Source organism: Methylobacterium sp. A49B (assembly GCF_053346215.1).
Genome location: NZ_JBKFBO010000100.1, coordinates 139,004 through 154,730 on the forward strand (window position 1 = coordinate 139,004; position 15,727 = coordinate 154,730).

General features: G+C 71.1%; 14 protein-coding genes. 9 read left to right on the forward strand and 5 right to left on the reverse strand.

Annotation, left to right across the window (positions count from 1 at the left end; genetic code table 11):
* Positions 1-198 precede the first annotated feature (198 nt).
* Positions 199-1,533, reverse strand: coding sequence for an aminotransferase class III-fold pyridoxal phosphate-dependent enzyme (locus tag ACLBX9_RS17450; protein WP_447719836.1), 1,335 nt, complete (start codon positions 1,531-1,533; stop codon positions 199-201).
* A gap of 166 nt (positions 1,534-1,699) precedes the next feature.
* On the opposite strand from ACLBX9_RS17450, the gene ACLBX9_RS17455 reads away from it, so the two are divergent.
* From ACLBX9_RS17455 to ACLBX9_RS17475, 5 genes are all read left to right on the forward strand, one after another.
* Positions 1,700-2,260 (forward strand): cupin domain-containing protein, encoded by a 561-nt coding sequence (locus ACLBX9_RS17455; protein WP_010686263.1) that lies wholly within the window; start codon positions 1,700-1,702, stop codon positions 2,258-2,260.
* A gap of 117 nt (positions 2,261-2,377) precedes the next feature.
* Positions 2,378-3,691 carry an MFS transporter gene (locus ACLBX9_RS17460; protein ID WP_447719837.1) on the forward strand — a complete coding sequence of 438 codons (1,314 nt, stop codon included), beginning with the start codon at positions 2,378-2,380 and terminating at the stop codon, positions 3,689-3,691.
* Between the two features lie 58 nt (positions 3,692-3,749).
* Positions 3,750-3,950: a hypothetical protein gene (locus ACLBX9_RS17465; protein ID WP_447719838.1), complete on the forward strand. Its 201-nt coding sequence runs from the start codon at positions 3,750-3,752 to the stop codon at positions 3,948-3,950.
* A 149-nt stretch (positions 3,951-4,099) separates the two neighbouring features.
* Positions 4,100-5,149, forward strand: a complete 1,050-nt coding sequence (locus tag ACLBX9_RS17470) for a cysteine synthase A (RefSeq protein WP_010686260.1) — start codon at positions 4,100-4,102, stop codon at positions 5,147-5,149.
* A gap of 121 nt (positions 5,150-5,270) precedes the next feature.
* Complete coding sequence (locus ACLBX9_RS17475; RefSeq protein ID WP_007563230.1) at positions 5,271-5,426, forward strand: hypothetical protein; 156 nt, start codon at positions 5,271-5,273, stop codon at positions 5,424-5,426.
* Positions 5,427-5,525: 99 nt separating this feature from the next.
* Here ACLBX9_RS17475 and ACLBX9_RS17480 read toward each other — a convergent pair whose 3' ends face one another.
* Entirely contained in the window at positions 5,526-6,995 is a 1,470-nt protein-coding gene (locus tag ACLBX9_RS17480; RefSeq protein WP_447719839.1) for a serine protease, read from the reverse strand.
* A 193-nt stretch (positions 6,996-7,188) separates the two neighbouring features.
* Between ACLBX9_RS17480 and ACLBX9_RS17485 the strand changes: the two genes are divergently transcribed.
* On the forward strand, positions 7,189-7,365 hold the full coding sequence (locus ACLBX9_RS17485) for a hypothetical protein (protein ID WP_010686258.1): 177 nt from the start codon (positions 7,189-7,191) through the stop codon (positions 7,363-7,365).
* A 38-nt stretch (positions 7,366-7,403) separates the two neighbouring features.
* Here ACLBX9_RS17485 and ACLBX9_RS17490 read toward each other — a convergent pair whose 3' ends face one another.
* The gene (locus tag ACLBX9_RS17490; RefSeq protein ID WP_447719840.1) at positions 7,404-7,697 is read right to left on the reverse strand and encodes an alkylphosphonate utilization protein; all 294 of its coding nucleotides are present in this window, start codon (positions 7,695-7,697) and stop codon (positions 7,404-7,406) included.
* A 159-nt stretch (positions 7,698-7,856) separates the two neighbouring features.
* Positions 7,857-9,143, reverse strand: a complete 1,287-nt coding sequence (gene ccrA / locus ACLBX9_RS17495; protein ID WP_010686256.1) for a crotonyl-CoA carboxylase/reductase — start codon at positions 9,141-9,143, stop codon at positions 7,857-7,859.
* A gap of 453 nt (positions 9,144-9,596) precedes the next feature.
* On the opposite strand from ccrA, the gene ACLBX9_RS17500 reads away from it, so the two are divergent.
* Genes ACLBX9_RS17500 through ACLBX9_RS17510 form a run of 3 tightly spaced genes read left to right on the forward strand, consistent with a single transcriptional unit; the run spans position 9,597 to position 13,646 of the window.
* Entirely contained in the window at positions 9,597-11,639 is a 2,043-nt protein-coding gene (locus tag ACLBX9_RS17500; protein ID WP_447719841.1) for a protein meaA, read from the forward strand.
* Positions 11,640-11,691: 52 nt separating this feature from the next.
* Entirely contained in the window at positions 11,692-12,729 is a 1,038-nt protein-coding gene (locus ACLBX9_RS17505; RefSeq protein WP_447719842.1) for a glycosyl transferase, read from the forward strand.
* The gene (locus ACLBX9_RS17510; protein WP_447719843.1) at positions 12,726-13,646 is read left to right on the forward strand and encodes an NAD-dependent epimerase/dehydratase family protein; all 921 of its coding nucleotides are present in this window, start codon (positions 12,726-12,728) and stop codon (positions 13,644-13,646) included. The genes ACLBX9_RS17505 and ACLBX9_RS17510 overlap by 4 nt, the downstream gene beginning before the upstream one ends.
* An 18-nt stretch (positions 13,647-13,664) precedes the next feature.
* Here ACLBX9_RS17510 and ACLBX9_RS17515 read toward each other — a convergent pair whose 3' ends face one another.
* Positions 13,665-15,665 (reverse strand): SDR family NAD(P)-dependent oxidoreductase, encoded by a 2,001-nt coding sequence (locus ACLBX9_RS17515; protein WP_447719844.1) that lies wholly within the window; start codon positions 15,663-15,665, stop codon positions 13,665-13,667.
* Between the last annotated feature and the right edge of the window lie 62 nt (positions 15,666-15,727).

Sequence of the window (15,727 nt, forward strand, 5' to 3'; positions counted from 1 at the left end):
GGGCCGGCGGGATACCAAACGGACGCGCTCTCCTCCCCCTTGTGGGGAGGAGTTGGAGGTGGGGGTGGTTCAGGATGGGGCGCTGCGGTGCCTCCTGCACCACCCCCACCCCTGCCCCTCCCCACAAGGGGGAGGGGAAATGCGCGTTCATCATCAGCAGGTTAGGGCTTGCCCCTTGGAAACCCGGATCGAGAGCGCTCAGGCGACCCGGTCGATCGCCGCGCCCACAAAGTCGACGATCTCGCCGATCTGGCCGCGCTCGATGATCAGCGGCGGCGACAGCGCGATGATGTCGCCGGTCACCCGGGTGAGCAGGCCGCGCTCGAAGCAGTCCACGAACACCTCGTAGGCGCGCTTGCCCGGCGCGTCCGGCCGCGGCGCCAGCTCGATGCCGGCGACGAGCCCGATGGTGCGGATGTCGATGACGTTCTTGCGCCCGCGCAGGTCGTGGATCGCCGCCGCCCAGTCGTCGGCGATGTCGGCGACCCGGGTGAGCAGCCCCTCGTCCCGGTAGATGTCCAGCGTCGCGATGCCGGCCGCGCAGGCGATCGGGTGCCCGGAATAGGTGTAGCCGTGGAACAGCTCGATCCCGTCCGGGCCCTGCATCAGGCCGTCGTGGACCGCGCGGCTCGCGAAGACCGCGCCCATCGGCACCGTGCCGTTGGTCAGGCCCTTGGCGCTGGTCACGAGGTCGGGGACGACGCCGAAGAAGTCGGTCGCGAACGGTGCGCCCAGGCGGCCGAAGCCGGAAATGACCTCGTCGAAGATCAGCAGGATGCCGTGCCGGGTGCAGATCTCGCGCAGGCGCTCGAGGTAGCCCTTCGGCGGGATCAGCACGCCCGTGGAGCCCGCCACCGGCTCGACGATGCAGGCCGCGATGGTCTCAGGCCCGTGCAGCGCCACCAGCCGCTCCAGATCCTCGGCCAGCTCCGCCCCGTGCTCGGGCTGGCCCTTCACGAAGGCGTTGCGGGCGGGGTCGTGGGTGTGGCGCAGGTGGTCGGTGCCGTTGAGCTGCGGGAAGACCCGCCGGTTCGACACGATGCCCCCGACCGACAGCCCGCCGAAGCCGACGCCGTGATAGCCGCGCTCGCGGCCGATCAGGCGGGTGCGGGTCCCCTGGCCGATCGCCCGCTGGTAGGCCAGCGCGATCTTGAGGGCGGTGTCGACCGATTCCGAGCCGGAATTGGTGAAGAACACCCGGTCGAGGCGCTTGTCCGGACCGCCCGGGGCGATCTCGGCGAGGCGCTCGGCGAACTCGAACGCGATGGGGTGGCCCATCTGGAAGGTCGGGGCGAAGTCGAGGGTCGCGAGCTGGCGCTCCACGGCCGCCGCGATGCCCCGGCGCCCGTGACCGGCATTGACGCACCAGAGGCCGGCGGTGCCGTCGAGGACCGTGCGGCCGTCGTCGGCCGTGTAGTGCATGCCCTCGGCCGACACGAGCAGCCGCGGCGCCGCCTTGAACTGGCGGTTGGCGGTGAACGGCATCCAGAAGGCGTCCATCGCGGGCGCGTTGCGGAGCGGATGGTCGGTCATGGGCGGCTCTCCGGAATCGGGCGCGCGGATCGGGCGGTGCGATCAGGGGACACCTTCGCCGATCCGGCAACAAGTCCTTTTCTGATCGTCGCCAACCTCTTGCAGGATCGGGGCCGCGCGCGGCACTGTTGCCGGATCCGCAACACCTGAAACGGGCCTCGACCGGATGAGCATCGATGTCGGCGCGCGCCTGCGCTTCGTGCGCGCCCGCCACGGCCTGTCGCAGCGGACGCTCGCCAAGCGCGCCGGGGTGACGAACTCCGCGATCTCGCTGATCGAGGCGAACCGGGTGAACCCGTCGGTGGGCGCCCTGAAGCGGATCCTCGACGGGGTGCCGATCGGCATGGCCGAGTTCTTCGCCCTGGAGCCGGAGCCGGAGCGCAAGGCGTTCTTCGCCGCCGAGGAGCTGACCGAGATCGGCCGCCGGGCCGCCAAGGGGGCGATCTCGTACCGGCAGGTCGGCGACAGCCTGTTCGGGCGCAAGCTCCAGATCCTCAAGGAGCGCTACGAGCCCGGCGCCGATACCGGCCGGGTGCCGCTCTCCCACGAGGGCGAGGAGGGCGGCATCGTGCTCTCCGGCCGCCTGGAGGTGACGGTGGATGCCGAGCGCCGGATCCTCGGCCCCGGCGACGCCTACAGCTTCGACAGCCGCCGCCCGCACCGGTTCCGCTGCGTCGGCCCGAACGCCTGCGAGGTGGTGAGCGCCTGCACGCCGCCCAGCTTCTGAGACGGAGCCCGCCGCGGCGGATGAAACGGCCGCCCTGTCGCGTGCAGGCGTTGCGGTCGGCGGCCCGACTGGCGCATGCAGGGCTCCAACTGAATTCATAATCCCGAGCGAGGTCCGATGGCCGTCACCACCGCAGCACCGGGACCTGTCCAGAACCAGTCCGCCCGCGCGGCGCTCGCGGCCTTCGTGGGCACCACGATCGAGTGGTACGACTTCTTCATCTACGGCACGGCGGCGGCCCTGGTGTTCGGGCCGCTCTTCTTCACGGCGGAATCGCCCTACATCGCGACGCTCTCGGCCTTCGGCACCTTCGCGGTCGGCTTCCTGGCCCGCCCGCTCGGCGGCCTGATCTTCGGGCATCTCGGCGACCGGTTCGGGCGCAAGCGCGCCCTGGTGGCGACGCTCGTGATGATGGGCCTCGCCACCTCGTGCATCGGCCTGCTGCCGACCTACGCGTCGGTCGGCCTCTGGGCGCCGGTGATGCTGGTCGTGCTCCGGCTGATCCAGGGGCTCGCCGTCGGCGGCGAGTGGGGCGGGGCGGTGCTGATGGCCGCCGAGCACGCGCCGGCCGGGCGCAACACCTTCTTCGCCTCCTTCGCCCAGCTCGGCAGCCCCGCCGGGCAGATCCTGTCGCTGCTGGCCTTCCGCCTCGCCGGCCTCCTCGACAAGGAGAGCTTCCTGACCTGGGGCTGGCGGGTGCCGTTCCTGGTGAGCATCCTGCTGCTGTTCGTGGGGCTCGCGATCCGCCTCGGCGTGGCCGAATCACCCGCCTTCGAGAAGGCCCGCGCCGCGGGCGGCCCGCCGGCGGCGCCGGTGCGCGAGGTTCTGACGACCAGCCTCAAGCCCGTCCTGCTGGCGGCCGGCGCCAACACCTTCGCGATCGCCTCGGTCTACCTGTTCAACACGTTCATGATCGCGTTCACAACGCAGTATCTCGGGATCGAGCGGGCGACGATCCTCGACGCCCTGCTGATCGGCGCCGTGGTTCAGCTCGTGATGACCCCGGTGGGCGCCCGGATCGCGGAGCTGATCCGCAACGAGCGCCTGTTCCTGCAGGGGACGCTGGTCTGGGCGATGCTCGCCCCATACCCGCTGTTCTGGCTCGTCGAGACCAAGTCGGTCCCGCTGATCGTGCTGGGCCTCGCCCTGAACGTGATCGGGAGCGCGACCTTCTACGCGGTGATCGCCGGCTATCTCGCGGGCGCCTTCCCGACGCGGGTGCGCTACACGGCGATCTCGATCGCCTACCAGTTCTGCGGCGCGCTGGCCGGCGGCCTGACGCCGATCGTCGGTACGGTGCTGGCCGAGCGCTTTCAGGGGCATTGGTGGCCGATCGCGGTCTTCGGAACCGTCCTCGCCGGCGTGTCCTTCGTCTGCGTGACGCTGATCGGCGGCTACCGGGCGCGGCAGCGCGGCTTCCTGGACGGGTGATCGCTCGAAGGCCGCGGTTTCGGCTAACGCGGGATTCAGCTCCCCGCACTAGGGTGCCATGATGGACCCCATCGCGACCACCGCCGTCCAGATGCTGGCGGCGTCCCAGAACCAGCAGATCGGAATCGCCGTCGCCCGGCAGCAGATCGCCGCCGACAGGGCCGTGGCCGCGCTGGTGGCGCAAGGCGCCGATCAGACAGCGAGTGCCGGTCCGCCCGCGCCTCCCGGACAGGGCCAGACCGTCGACAGGCGGGTTTGACCGCCGGGCCTCTCGAAGCCGCACGCAGATCGGACGTCGTTCGAGGCTGGCCGCAATCGGGATAGGCGTGCCGATCAACGCTTCCCGCATGCCCCCTCATGGCACGTTGCTGCTCGCCAGTGCGGCAGCGTTCTCCTACCCTTCCGTCCATGACTGAATCGAATCGCACCGGCCTGCCCGATGTCCTCTCCGCCATCGGCCATACGCCGCTGATCCGCCTGCGCCGCGCCTCTGAGGAGACCGGCTGCGCCATCTACGGCAAGGCCGAGTTCCTCAATCCCGGCCTGTCGGTGAAGGACCGTGCCGCCCTTCATATCGTGCGGGACGCGGAGGCCCGTGGACTGATCCGCCCCGGCGGGACCATCGTGGAGGGCACCGCCGGTAACACCGGCATCGGTCTCGCGCTGGTCGCCTCGGTGCGCGGCTACCGGACGCTGATCGTCATCCCGGAGACCCAGTCCGAGGAGAAGAAGCAGACCCTGCGGCTCGCGGGCGCCCGGTTGGTGGAGGTCCCGGCCGTGCCCTTCGCCAACCCCAACAACTACGTCCACGTAGCCCGGCGCCTCGCGGAGAAGCTCGCCGCCACGGAGCCGGCAGGCGCCTTCTTCGCCGACCAGTTCGACAACGTCGCCAACCGGCAGGCCCATGTCGAGGGCACCGGCCCAGAGATCTGGGACCAGACCGGCGGCAAGGTCGACGGCTTCGTCTGCGCGGCCGGGACCGGTGGGACGCTCGCCGGCACTGCCGCAGCCCTGCGCGCCCGGAACCCACAGGTGCGGATCGCACTCTCCGACCCCGAGGGCTCCGCGCTCTACGCCCACTACACGACCGGCACCCTCAAGGCCGAGGGCTCCTCCATCACGGAGGGCATCGGCCAGGGCCGCATCACGCAAAATCTCGACGGCTTCACCCCGGATCTGGCCTTCCGCATCCCCGACCGCGAAGCCCTCGACATCGTCTTCGGATTGATGCGGGAGGAAGGGCTGTCGCTGGGCGGCTCGTCGGGGATCAACGTGGCCGGGGCGATCCGGCTGGCGAGGGTGCTCGGGCCCGGACACACCGTCGTGACGATCCTGTGCGATGGGGCGGCCCGCTACGCCTCGAAGCTGTTCAACCCGGCCTTCCTCACCGGGCGCGACCTGCCGGTTCCGGACTGGCTTGAGGCGCCCGCGGAGGCTCTGCCGGACTGGCACGCCTGAGGCCGAGGTCTCATCCGGAATTTTCCTCACAAAAGCGTGGCTTGGCGTTGAACGGAACGGAATGTCGCAGCGTTTGAACGGTCACGCTCGCACCAGCGCGACCGTCCGGAGAACGCGACCGATGTCCCTCGTCACCATCCTGCTCATCATCCTGATCATCCTGGCCTTCGGCGGCGGCGGCTTCCTCGGCGGCGGCGCATATCGCGGCCCCGGCTTCGGCCTGGGCGGCATCCTGCTGATCGTGCTGATCGTGCTCCTGGTCACCGGACGGCTCTGAGCCGGAGCCCGCCGCCCGGGCGGACGATCGTCCGCCCGGGCCCCTGGATGGCCGCGGGTCCCGGTCGGGCGACAGAAAATCCGACGTTCGGCGCGATCCCTACCGGCAGGTGATCCCGACCACGGCGGGCGCGACCGCGCCGGGCCCGCCACCCGGCCGCGGCGCCGCACCGGCGATGCCCTGAGTCGCGAGGAAGGCGGTGATCGCCCGTGCCGGCACGACCGGCAGGCGCGCCGGCGGTACCACCCCGGCGACCCGGCGGGGCGCCGCGGGATACCGGGCGACGATGCCGACGAGGGCCCCCGACCGGTCGAGCACCGGCGCGCCGCTGGAACCCGGCTGAAGCGCCGCGATCACATCGCCGCCCCGCGCATCGCCGGGGGCGGCCTGGACCCCGTCGGAGCCCGGCGCCAGGGCGATCACGCTCTCCTCGCCACCGACGGTCTCGGACCGGATCGCGGGCCGGAGCGGGGCGGGGGCGCCGGGCACGTCGAGGAGGGTGAGACCGGCCGGGTCGGTCGCGAGCACCCGCGCCGGCGTCGCGCCGACGCGGGGCTGCACACAGTTCTCCAGCACGGCGGTGGCGGTCAGCACGCGTCCCGGCGCCACTGCGAGGCCCGCGCCCGATGCCGGAGCGGAGGCGAGGCTCGCCGGCCTCAGCGGCGCGGCGGCCTGCGGCTGGGGCACCGGGTTGGGGACACGGGTCTCCGGCGCCGGACCTGAGGGAAGCTGGGCGGCCGGCGCCGCGGCCGGGTCCGGAAACGGCACGAAGGCGTTCGCCACGGCGATGACCAGCCTGTCGACCTCCGGTGCCAGGGCGCGGTCGTAGCCGAGCAGGAAACCGCGGACGCCCTCGGGTCCGGAGGCGTAGCGGATGTAGGACAGTCCCGGCCCTGTCTCGGCGGTGACCACCACGGTGTCCGGCCGCCGCAGCTTGTAGGTCACCTTGCGACCGGGGAGCGGCGCGGTGGCCTTCTCGAACAGCGCGTCCAGGCTCTCGGCCCCGGGTGGAAAGGCGCGGGATTCCAGGGTCACGCGCCCGTCCTGGCTCTGCCAGCGGGTTCCGGAGGGCAGGGCGGTCCGCTTCGCCAAGAGGCGCTCGGGCACCCCCATCACGGCGCCGGTCCCGGGATCGACCGCGACGCGGAAGCGCGCCGCGTTCCGCGCAGCCGCGCCGGCGGCCAGCAGCGCCGCCCGCTCACGCGGATCGAGGGGGTCGGCCCCGCCGATCCGGGCGGCGTAGGCGGTGAGCGCCTCGTAGGTCCGGCGCCCGAAGGCGCCCGACACCACTGCGTTGAAGGCGCCGGTCCAGACCAGGGCATCCTGGAGGGCCTTGCGGTCGGCCTCCGGAAGGGCTTCGAAGCCGGCCTTCATGGCCTCGAAGGCGGGGTCGGCCGGCGCTCCGACCGCCGGCACGGATCCGGGAGCGGCCCGGGCGGGCGCCGGCCGGTCCTGGGCCGCGACCGCTCCGGTGCCGAGGGCGATCAGGATCGCCAGGGCCGTCGCGCGCCGGGCGCGGCCGCGCGGGGCGCCCGGGATCCGACACCGCGACGCGTCACCCGAAACCATTCTCGCCCCCCGACGCTCGTCGGGCCGATCCTGGCAGAGGCCGTCGCGACAGGCCAGATCAATCCGGCCCCGGCCACCGTGCGTCCGGGACCGCGATGCGCTACAGGGCGGAAGTCCGGCCCTGGGCGGCGGCCGGCTCCCGGACCGGTCGTCCGGCCACGCAATGCCGCCACGGTTCGACGCGGGGCCCGGCATGAGCGACACGAACAACACCTTCAGGAAGGCGCCCAAGCGCAAGGCCGCCAAGGGCAAGAGCATCAGCGTGTCGCCGGAGATGCGGCAGGCCTACGCCGACCTGATCCAGGAGCGCGCGGAGAAGCAGGAGGCCTACGGCCGGCATCTGCCGCAGGACGAGACGCGGCGGCGGTAGCGCGAACGGTCAGGGGAAGCTGCCGCCCAGAAACGGCCTCAGCGCCTGCGCACGAACTCGGTGCGCAGCACCAGACCCTTGAGGGTGGCGTGGCGGCAGTCGATCTCTGCCGAATCGTCCGTCAGTCGGATCGAGCGGATGACCGTGCCCTGTTTCAGGGTCTGGTTGGCGCCCTTGACCTTGAAGTCCTTGATCAGCGTGACCGAACCGCCGTCGGCCAGGACGTTGCCGGCCGCGTCACGGACGGCCGTCGCCTCGGGGGCAGCCGCACCGGGCGGGAGCCATTCGCCCGTCGCCGCGTCGTAGACGTAAGCCTCGTCGTCGCCACTCAAACCCCCGCCCCCTTTCGGTTCGGGGCCGGGTCCCGTCAGGATCTCCTGGGACCTCCACCCGCGCGCCTTCCAGTACAGCGAGTCGGCGCGGGACGCCGGGAGCCGAGTTGATCGGCCCGGCCCCGCGCGAGAGCGACGGGGCCGGGCCGATCGAGAGCCTTACCGCTTCAACGGCCCGGCCTCGATCACGTCCTCGACCGTGCGCAGGCCGGCGCGCGGGGAGTTGACGAGGCAGGCCATGTTGCCCGGCGGGTGCTGGTTCTTCCACATCTTGGTGTGGGCCTGGGGGATCTTGTCCCAGGGGAAGACCTCGCTCATGCACGGGTCGATCCGCTGGTCGAGCACGAACTGGTTCGCCGCCGAGGCCTGCTTGAGGTGGGCGAAGTGCGAGCCCTGGATCCGCTTCTGCCGCATCCAGACGTAGCGGGCGTCGAAGGTGATGTTGAAGCCGGTCGTGCCGGCGCAGAACACCACCATGCCGCCGCGCTTCACCACCAGCGCCGAGACCGGGAAGGTGGCCTCGCCGGGATGCTCGAACACGATATCGACGTCCTGCTTGCCAGTGATGTCCCAGATCGCCTTGCCGAACTTCCGCGCCTCCTTGGTCCAGGCGTGGAACTCGGGGCTGTTGACCTTCGGGAGCTGGCCCCAGCAGTCGAAGTCCTTGCGGTTGATGACGCCCTTGGCGCCGAGGCTCATCACGTAGTCGCGCTTCGACTCGTCCGAGATCACCGCGATGGCGTTGGCACCGGAGGCCGCGCAGAGTTGCACGCCGAACACGCCGAGGCCGCCGGAGGCACCCCAGATCAGGACGTTCTGGCCAGGCTTCACCGTGTGGGGGGCGTGGCCGAACAACATGCGGTAGGCGGTGGCCAGCGTCAGCGTGTAGCAGGCCGCCTCTTCCCAGGTGAGGTGCTTCGGCCGGACCATGAGCTGGCGGGACTGCACCCGGCAGAACTGCGCGAAGGACCCGTCGCCGGTCTCGTAACCCCAGATGCGCTGCGAGGGCGAGAACATCGGGTCGCCGCCGTTGCACTCCTCGTCGTCGCCGTCGTCGCGGTTGCAGTGGACGATGACCTCGTCGCCGACCTTCCAGCGCTTCACCTTGGAACCGACCTTCCAGACGATGCCGGAGGCGTCGGAACCCGCGATGTGGTACTCGCCCTTGTGGACGTCGAAGGGCGAGATCGGCTCGCCGAGGCCGGCCCAGACGCCGTTGTAGTTGACGCCCGCAGCCATGACGTAGACCAGCACCTCGTCGTCGCCGATCTCCCAGACCGGCAGCACCTCGAGCTGGTGAGACTGCTCCGGCGGCCCGTGGCGCTCGCGACGGATCGCCCAGGCATACATCTTGGCCGGCACGTGACCCAGCGGCGGGATCTCACCCATCTCGTAGAGGTCCTTGACCTCCCCGCCCGTCGGACTGATCGCAGCGCTCGCCGCCATCTCACTCTCCTCTCGTCCCGCGTGTTGCTCACGGCCGCGGTTCTCCTTCGCGCTATAGCGGCGATGTCGAGGGCGTCCAAGTGGGTCGAAAGTCGAAACCCCACGGTTTCCGACCTGAAAAAGCCGTCGGCAAAGGGCCGCCGCTCACGTATTCAAATTCGCCTTCCCGCGCGGCCAAGTATTATTCGCCCGCCGCGTTGCAGGTCACAAGGCCGAGACCTTAAGCGCCGCCCTGGCGGATATTCAGGTGGACTTTATACCAACCGCCGAAACAGGCGTGTCGGCGCCGGCACCCTCAAATCCCGCTGTCGTCGCGCACAAGTTTTTTAAAGGCCGTCGGCCGCGTGCGGGAGGCTCTTGCACTTCCGTCGCGGATGACGCGTGGCCAAGCCTTCGCTACGGTGGCCGCACGACCGCGCTCGGCGCGGATACAAAGATCATACGGAGGCGAGGATGGGCGCGAGCGTCGCGGAGACCAAGAGCGACAAGTCGAGCCGCGACAAGCCCTGGATCATCCGCACCTATGCGGGGCATTCCACCGCGGCGGAGTCGAACAAGCTCTATCGCGGCAATCTCGCCAAGGGCCAGACCGGCCTGTCGGTGGCCTTCGACCTGCCGACCCAGACCGGTTACGACCCCGACCACGAGCTGTCCCGCGGCGAGGTCGGCAAGGTCGGCGTCTCGATCGCGCATCTCGGCGACATGCGGACCCTGTTCCAGGACATCCCGCTCGCCCAGATGAACACCTCGATGACGATCAACGCCACGGCCCCCTGGCTGCTGGCGCTCTACCTCGCGGTGGCCGAGGAGCAGGGCGCGCCCATCGCCGCCCTCCAGGGCACGACCCAGAACGACATCATCAAGGAATACCTGTCGCGCGGCACCTACGTGTTCCCGCCCGCGCCGTCCCTCCGGCTCACCAAGGACGTGATCCTGTTCACGACCAAGAACGTGCCGAAATGGAACCCGATGAACGTCTGCTCCTACCACTTGCAGGAGGCGGGGGCGACGCCGGTCCAGGAACTCTCCTACGCGCTGGCCATCGCCATCGCGGTCCTCGACACCGTGCGGGAGGATCCGGAGTTCGACGCCGAGAGCTTCCCCGAGGTGTTCGGCCGGATCTCGTTCTTCGTGAACGCGGGGCTGCGGTTCGTCACCGAGATCTGCAAGATGCGGGCGTTCTCGGAACTCTGGGACGAGATCGCCCGGGAGCGCTACGGCATCGACGACCCGAAGAAGCGCATCTTCCGCTACGGCGTGCAGGTGAACTCCCTCGGGCTCACCGAGCAGCAGCCGGAGAACAACGTCCACCGCATCCTGATCGAGATGCTGGCGGTGACGCTGTCCAAGCGTGCCCGCGCCCGCGCCGTGCAGTTGCCGGCCTGGAACGAGGCGCTCGGCCTGCCGCGGCCCTGGGACCAGCAATGGTCGATGCGGATGCAGCAGATCCTGGCCTTCGAGACCGACCTCCTCGAATACGACGACATCTTCGACGGCAGCCACGTGATCGAGGCGAAGGTCGAGGAGCTGAAGGCCCAGACCCGCGCCGAGCTGGAGCGGATCGGCGGCATCGGCGGCGCGGTCGCCGCCGTGGAGACCGGGGCGCTCAAGCGTGCGCTGGTGGAGTCGAACGCCCGGCGGATCTCGGCCATCGAGGCGGGCGAGCAGATCGTCGTCGGCGTCAACAAGTGGCAGCAGGGCGAGCCGTCCCCGCTCACCGCCGGGGAGGGGGCAATCTTCTCCGTCTCCGAGACCGTGGAGATGGAGGCGCAGACCCGCATCCGCGAGTGGCGCGGCGGCCGTGACGAGCGGGCCGTGGGTCAGGCCCTCGACGCCCTGGAGCAGGCGGCACGCTCGGGCGCCAACATCATGCCGCCTTCCATCGAGGCCGCGAAGGCTGGCGTCACCACGGGCGAGTGGGGCGCCCGCCTGCGCGCGGTGTTCGGCGAGTACCGGGCGCCAACGGGCGTGACGCTGGAGACGGTCTCGTCCGGGGCGGCCGAGGAGGCCAAGCTCCTGATCGCCGATCTCGGCGAGCGGCTCGGCGAGACGCCGAAGCTGGTCGTCGGCAAGCCGGGCCTCGACGGCCATTCCAACGGCGCCGAGCAGATCGCGCTCCGCGCACGGGACGTGGGTTTTGACGTCACCTACGACGGCATCCGCCAGACCCCGGCCGAGATCGTCGCCAAGGCGCGTGAGACCGGCGCCCACGTGGTCGGCCTGTCGATCCTGTCGGGCAGCCACGTGCCGCTGGTGCGGGAAGTGAGGGCCAAGATGCGCGAGGCGGGCCTCGACCACATTCCCGTCGTGGTCGGCGGCATCATCTCGCCCGAGGACGAGCTGGTCCTCAAGAATATGGGCGTGCGCGCCGTCTACACGCCGAAGGACTACGCCATCGACCAGATCATGGTCGGCCTCGCCAAGGTGGTGGAGAAGCATCTGGATCGCCGCGACGGCCAGGAGGATCGGCCGCGAGAGGAGGCGCAGGTCTACTGATCGGGACGACGCTCCCCCTCACGGTCGTCCTCGGGATCGCGTAGGACGGCGCATGCCGTCCGCGCTGCCCACGCTCATCCTGCTCGCCGTCCCGCTCACCGCCGCCTTGTCGGCCGGGCTCATCCTGCGGCTGCGTCCGCTCCTGCAGCGCTACGCGCTGGCGCGGCCGAACGCCCGCTCCAGCCACACGGTTCCGACCCCGCAAGGAGGGGGAATCGCCGTTGTGACGGCGCTTGTCACGATCTCGGGCCTATTCATCGCGGCGCCGGAGATCGGCGGACGGCCGGACTGGATCTGGCTTGCCGGCTGCGCTCTGGCTTTGGCACTGCTGGGCGCCGTCGACGATATACGTCCCCTGCCGGCCGCGCTGCGGCTCGCCGCACAGGCGGCGGCGGTCGGCCTGCTGGTCTGGCATCTGGACGGGCGGCTGATACCCGGCATCCCATCCTGGCTCGAACGCGGCCTCGCCGTCGTCGCCGGCGTGTGGTTCGTGAACCTGACGAATTTCATGGACGGGCTCGACTGGATGACCGTCGCGGAAGTCGTCCCGGTCACCGGCGCCCTCCTGCTGCTGGGCCTTGCCGGCCCCCTGCCACCGCTGCCGACATTGGTCGCGGCCTGTCTCCTGGGCGCGATGCTCGGCTTCGCGCCGTTCAACCGGCCTGTCGCGACGCTTTTCCTCGGGGATGTCGGGTCGCTGCCCATCGGCCTCGTCACCGGCTGGCTGCTCTGGCATCTGGCCGTGGCGGGCAGCCTCGCAGCCGCCGTACTGCTGCCGCTGGTCTACCTGGCGGACGCCACGCTGACGCTCATCGCCCGGGCCGCCCGGGGCGAGCGGGTCTGGGAGGCGCATCGAGGACACTACTACCAGCGCGCCACCCTCAACGGACTGACGGTCTCGGGCGTGGTGGGATCGGTGTTCGCCGTCAATCTCGCCCTGGCGGCGCTTGCCGCCGCGACCTTGCTTTGGCCGTCCTGGACGGTCACGCTCGCCGCTCTCGCGGCCGGACTCGCCCTGGTCGCGAGCCTGCTCCGCCGCTTTGCCCGCGCCCCAGCGCGGACTCCAGCCGAAGGTGCCACTCAGCCTTGACCGGACTCATCGCGCTCACCGGGGCGACCGGGTTCATCGGACGCCACCTGCTCGCCGATCTCACTGCGCGCGGCTACCGGGTCCGGGTCCTGCTGCGCCGGCCGACGGCTCTGCCGCAGGGCGCGGCGAGCGCGGTGGTCGGCGACCTGACGCGGCCGATCAACATGGCGGCGGCGCTGAGTGGCGTCGACGCGGTGGTGCATTCGGCAGGCCTCGCCCACGCCATGTCGGGCGCCCCGGAGGACGATTATCGGACGCTCAACACCGAGGCGACGCGCAAGCTCGCGGAGGCCGCGGCCCGGGCGAAGGTGCGCCGCTTCGTGTTCCTGTCGTCGATCCGCGCCCAGGTCGGGGCGAGCGCCCCCGGAACGGTCGGGGAGGGCGATCCCGCGGCGCCGACCGATGCCTACGGCCGCTCCAAGCTGGACGCCGAGCGGGCGCTCGCCGAGACCGGGCTCGACTGGGTCGCCCTGCGCCCGGTCCTGGTCTACGGCGCGGGCGTGAAGGGCAACATGGCGGCGCTCCTTCGGCTGGCACGCACTCCCTATCCGCTGCCCCTCGGCGGCCTGGCGGCGCGGCGCTCGCTGATTGCGCTGGAGAGTTTGTCGGGTGCGGTCGATGTCGTGCTGCGGGCGCCGGAGCCGCTGAACCGGGCCGTCATCGCCGCCGACCCGGATCCGCTGAGCCTGCCCGAGATGATCGCAGCCCTGCGCCAGGGACTGGGTCGGAGCCCAGGCCTGATCCCGGTGCCGGTCGGGCTGCTGAAGCTGGCCTGCCGGGTGACCGGCCGGGACGCAGAATTCGCCCGCGTCGCCGAAGGACTGGTGGCCCGCGTCGACGGACTTGCATCCCTCGGCTGGCGTCCGGCCGGCCCGACCCGGGACGGGCTCGCGCAGCTTGCGCGCGACGGTGGATGAGCGTCCCGGGCGGCTGGATCAGCCGATGACGGCGGGCGTCGCGCCGGCGGGCGCCTTGAGTCCGGCATTGGTCCCAGTGGGGGATGCCGACGGACGCGCGGCCCGCTCCGTAGCGCGCTCCCTGAAATGCGGCACCGCAGCTTCGAAGACAGCCTCGGCGGCGGCCCGGTCGCCCGCCGCAACGGCGGCCCGCAGCTGCGCGACCCAGGCCTCGAGGCGGGCCCGGTCCGCGAAGACCGGTCGCGCCGCCATCACTCCGTCAATGCCCAGCAGGGCGACCCGGGGTTCCTCGCGGGCGAACAGGATCTCGTTGAGCCGCTCGCCGGGTCGCGCCCCGGTATAGGCGATCTCGATCTCCGCGCCGGGCTCGAAGCCGGCGAGCCGGATCATCCGCTCGGCGAGTTCAGCGATCCGGACCGGCTGGCCCATCTTGAGCACGTAGACGGCGGCGCGCTCCGACGCGGCGCCCCCGCGTGCCTCGCCGTCCGCGTGGGAAGCGGCCGTCAGCACGAGGTCGCAGGCCTCGCGCACGGTCATGAAGTATCGGACCATGTCGGGGTGGGTGACCGTCACCGGGCCACCCCGGGCGATCTGCGCCTTGAACACCGGCACGACCGAGCCGACGGAACCCAGCACGTTGCCGAACCGGACGGCGATCAGTCGGGTCGGATGGCCGGGCTTGGTCGACAGTTCCGCGTCGAGGGCCTGGGCGACCATCTCGGCGAAGCGTTTGGTGACGCCGAGTTGCGAGACCGGCTCGATCGCCTTGTCGGTGGAGATCATCACCAGCGCCCGGGCACCCGCCGCGACCGCGGCCTCGGCGACGTTGATCGAGCCGAAGACGTTGGTCTTGATCCCTTCCTGCCAGTCCCGCTCCAGATAAGGCACCTGCTTCAACGCGGCGGCGTGCAGCACGTAATCGGGACGGAACGCCGCGATCACCGCGCGGGTCCGCTCTCCGTCGCGGATATCGGCCAGGACGCCCGTGACCGCGGCCTCGGCGGCCAGGACCGCGGGATGGCTCAGGATACCGTGGAGCGCCGGCTCGGAGGATTCGAGCACCAGCACGGCGGCTGCCCCGAAGGCCACCGCCCGCAGGCAGATCTCCGAGCCGATCGACCCGCCGCCGCCCGTCACCACGACCCGGCGTCCGGTGAGGAACGCCTCCAGGCGCGTCCGGTCGATGGACACGGTCGGCCGCAGCAGCAGATCCTCGATTTCAAGGGGCGCCAGTTCCGGCCCCTGGACGCCCTCGCCAAGGCCGACGACGCGGGCAAGCGGCAGGCCAAGGCGCCGGGCGCGGGCGATCAGGTCGTCTGGGGCCGCCTCAGGTACGAGGGCGCTCGGCGCGGCCACGAGCCGCCGCACCGGCTCGCCGCGGGCGGCGAGGTCGGCAACCACCCGCTCAAGATCCGGGAAGCCGCCCAGGACCGGCACGCCGCGCATGAACTGGCCGCGCTCGTCCGCCCGCGGCGACAGGATGCCTCGTGGCGCCAGCTTCCTCACCGAGCCGGCCTCGATGGCGCGGATCAGCACGTCGATATCGGCGCCGCGTCCGAGGAGCAGTGTCGGCACGGTGGCGGCCCGCGCGCTCGACTGCCGGGAGCGGGTGTCCTTGAGATAGCGGAACGCGAGCCGCGTGCCGCCGAGGAAGAAGATCTGCAGCACCCAGTAGAGCAGGATCGCGATCTTGCCGAAGAAGTAGAAGCCGTAGAGATCGGCCGAGACCAGGACCCAATCGGTGACCAGAAGCGCCAGCGCCAGCACGCTGGCCGCCCGGACAATGCCGGCGAGATCCTGCAACGAGGCGAAACGCCACTTGGTCCGGTAGAGGCGGAAGCGGCCGTAGACCAAGCCGGCGAAGACTAGGAACGGCGGCAGCAGCAGGGGTAGGGCATGCAGGCGCTCGGCCAGCATGCCGCCCTGGAAGCGGAACAGGAAGGTGAGCACCACGGCGGCAACGGTCGCCGCGAGGTCGTGGGTCACCATCACCGCGGTCTTGTAGAGGCGCTGCTGCATCGGGGGCCGGATGGGATGCCGCGGGGTATCCGCCGCGGCATCGGCGCTGTCAACGCACAGGG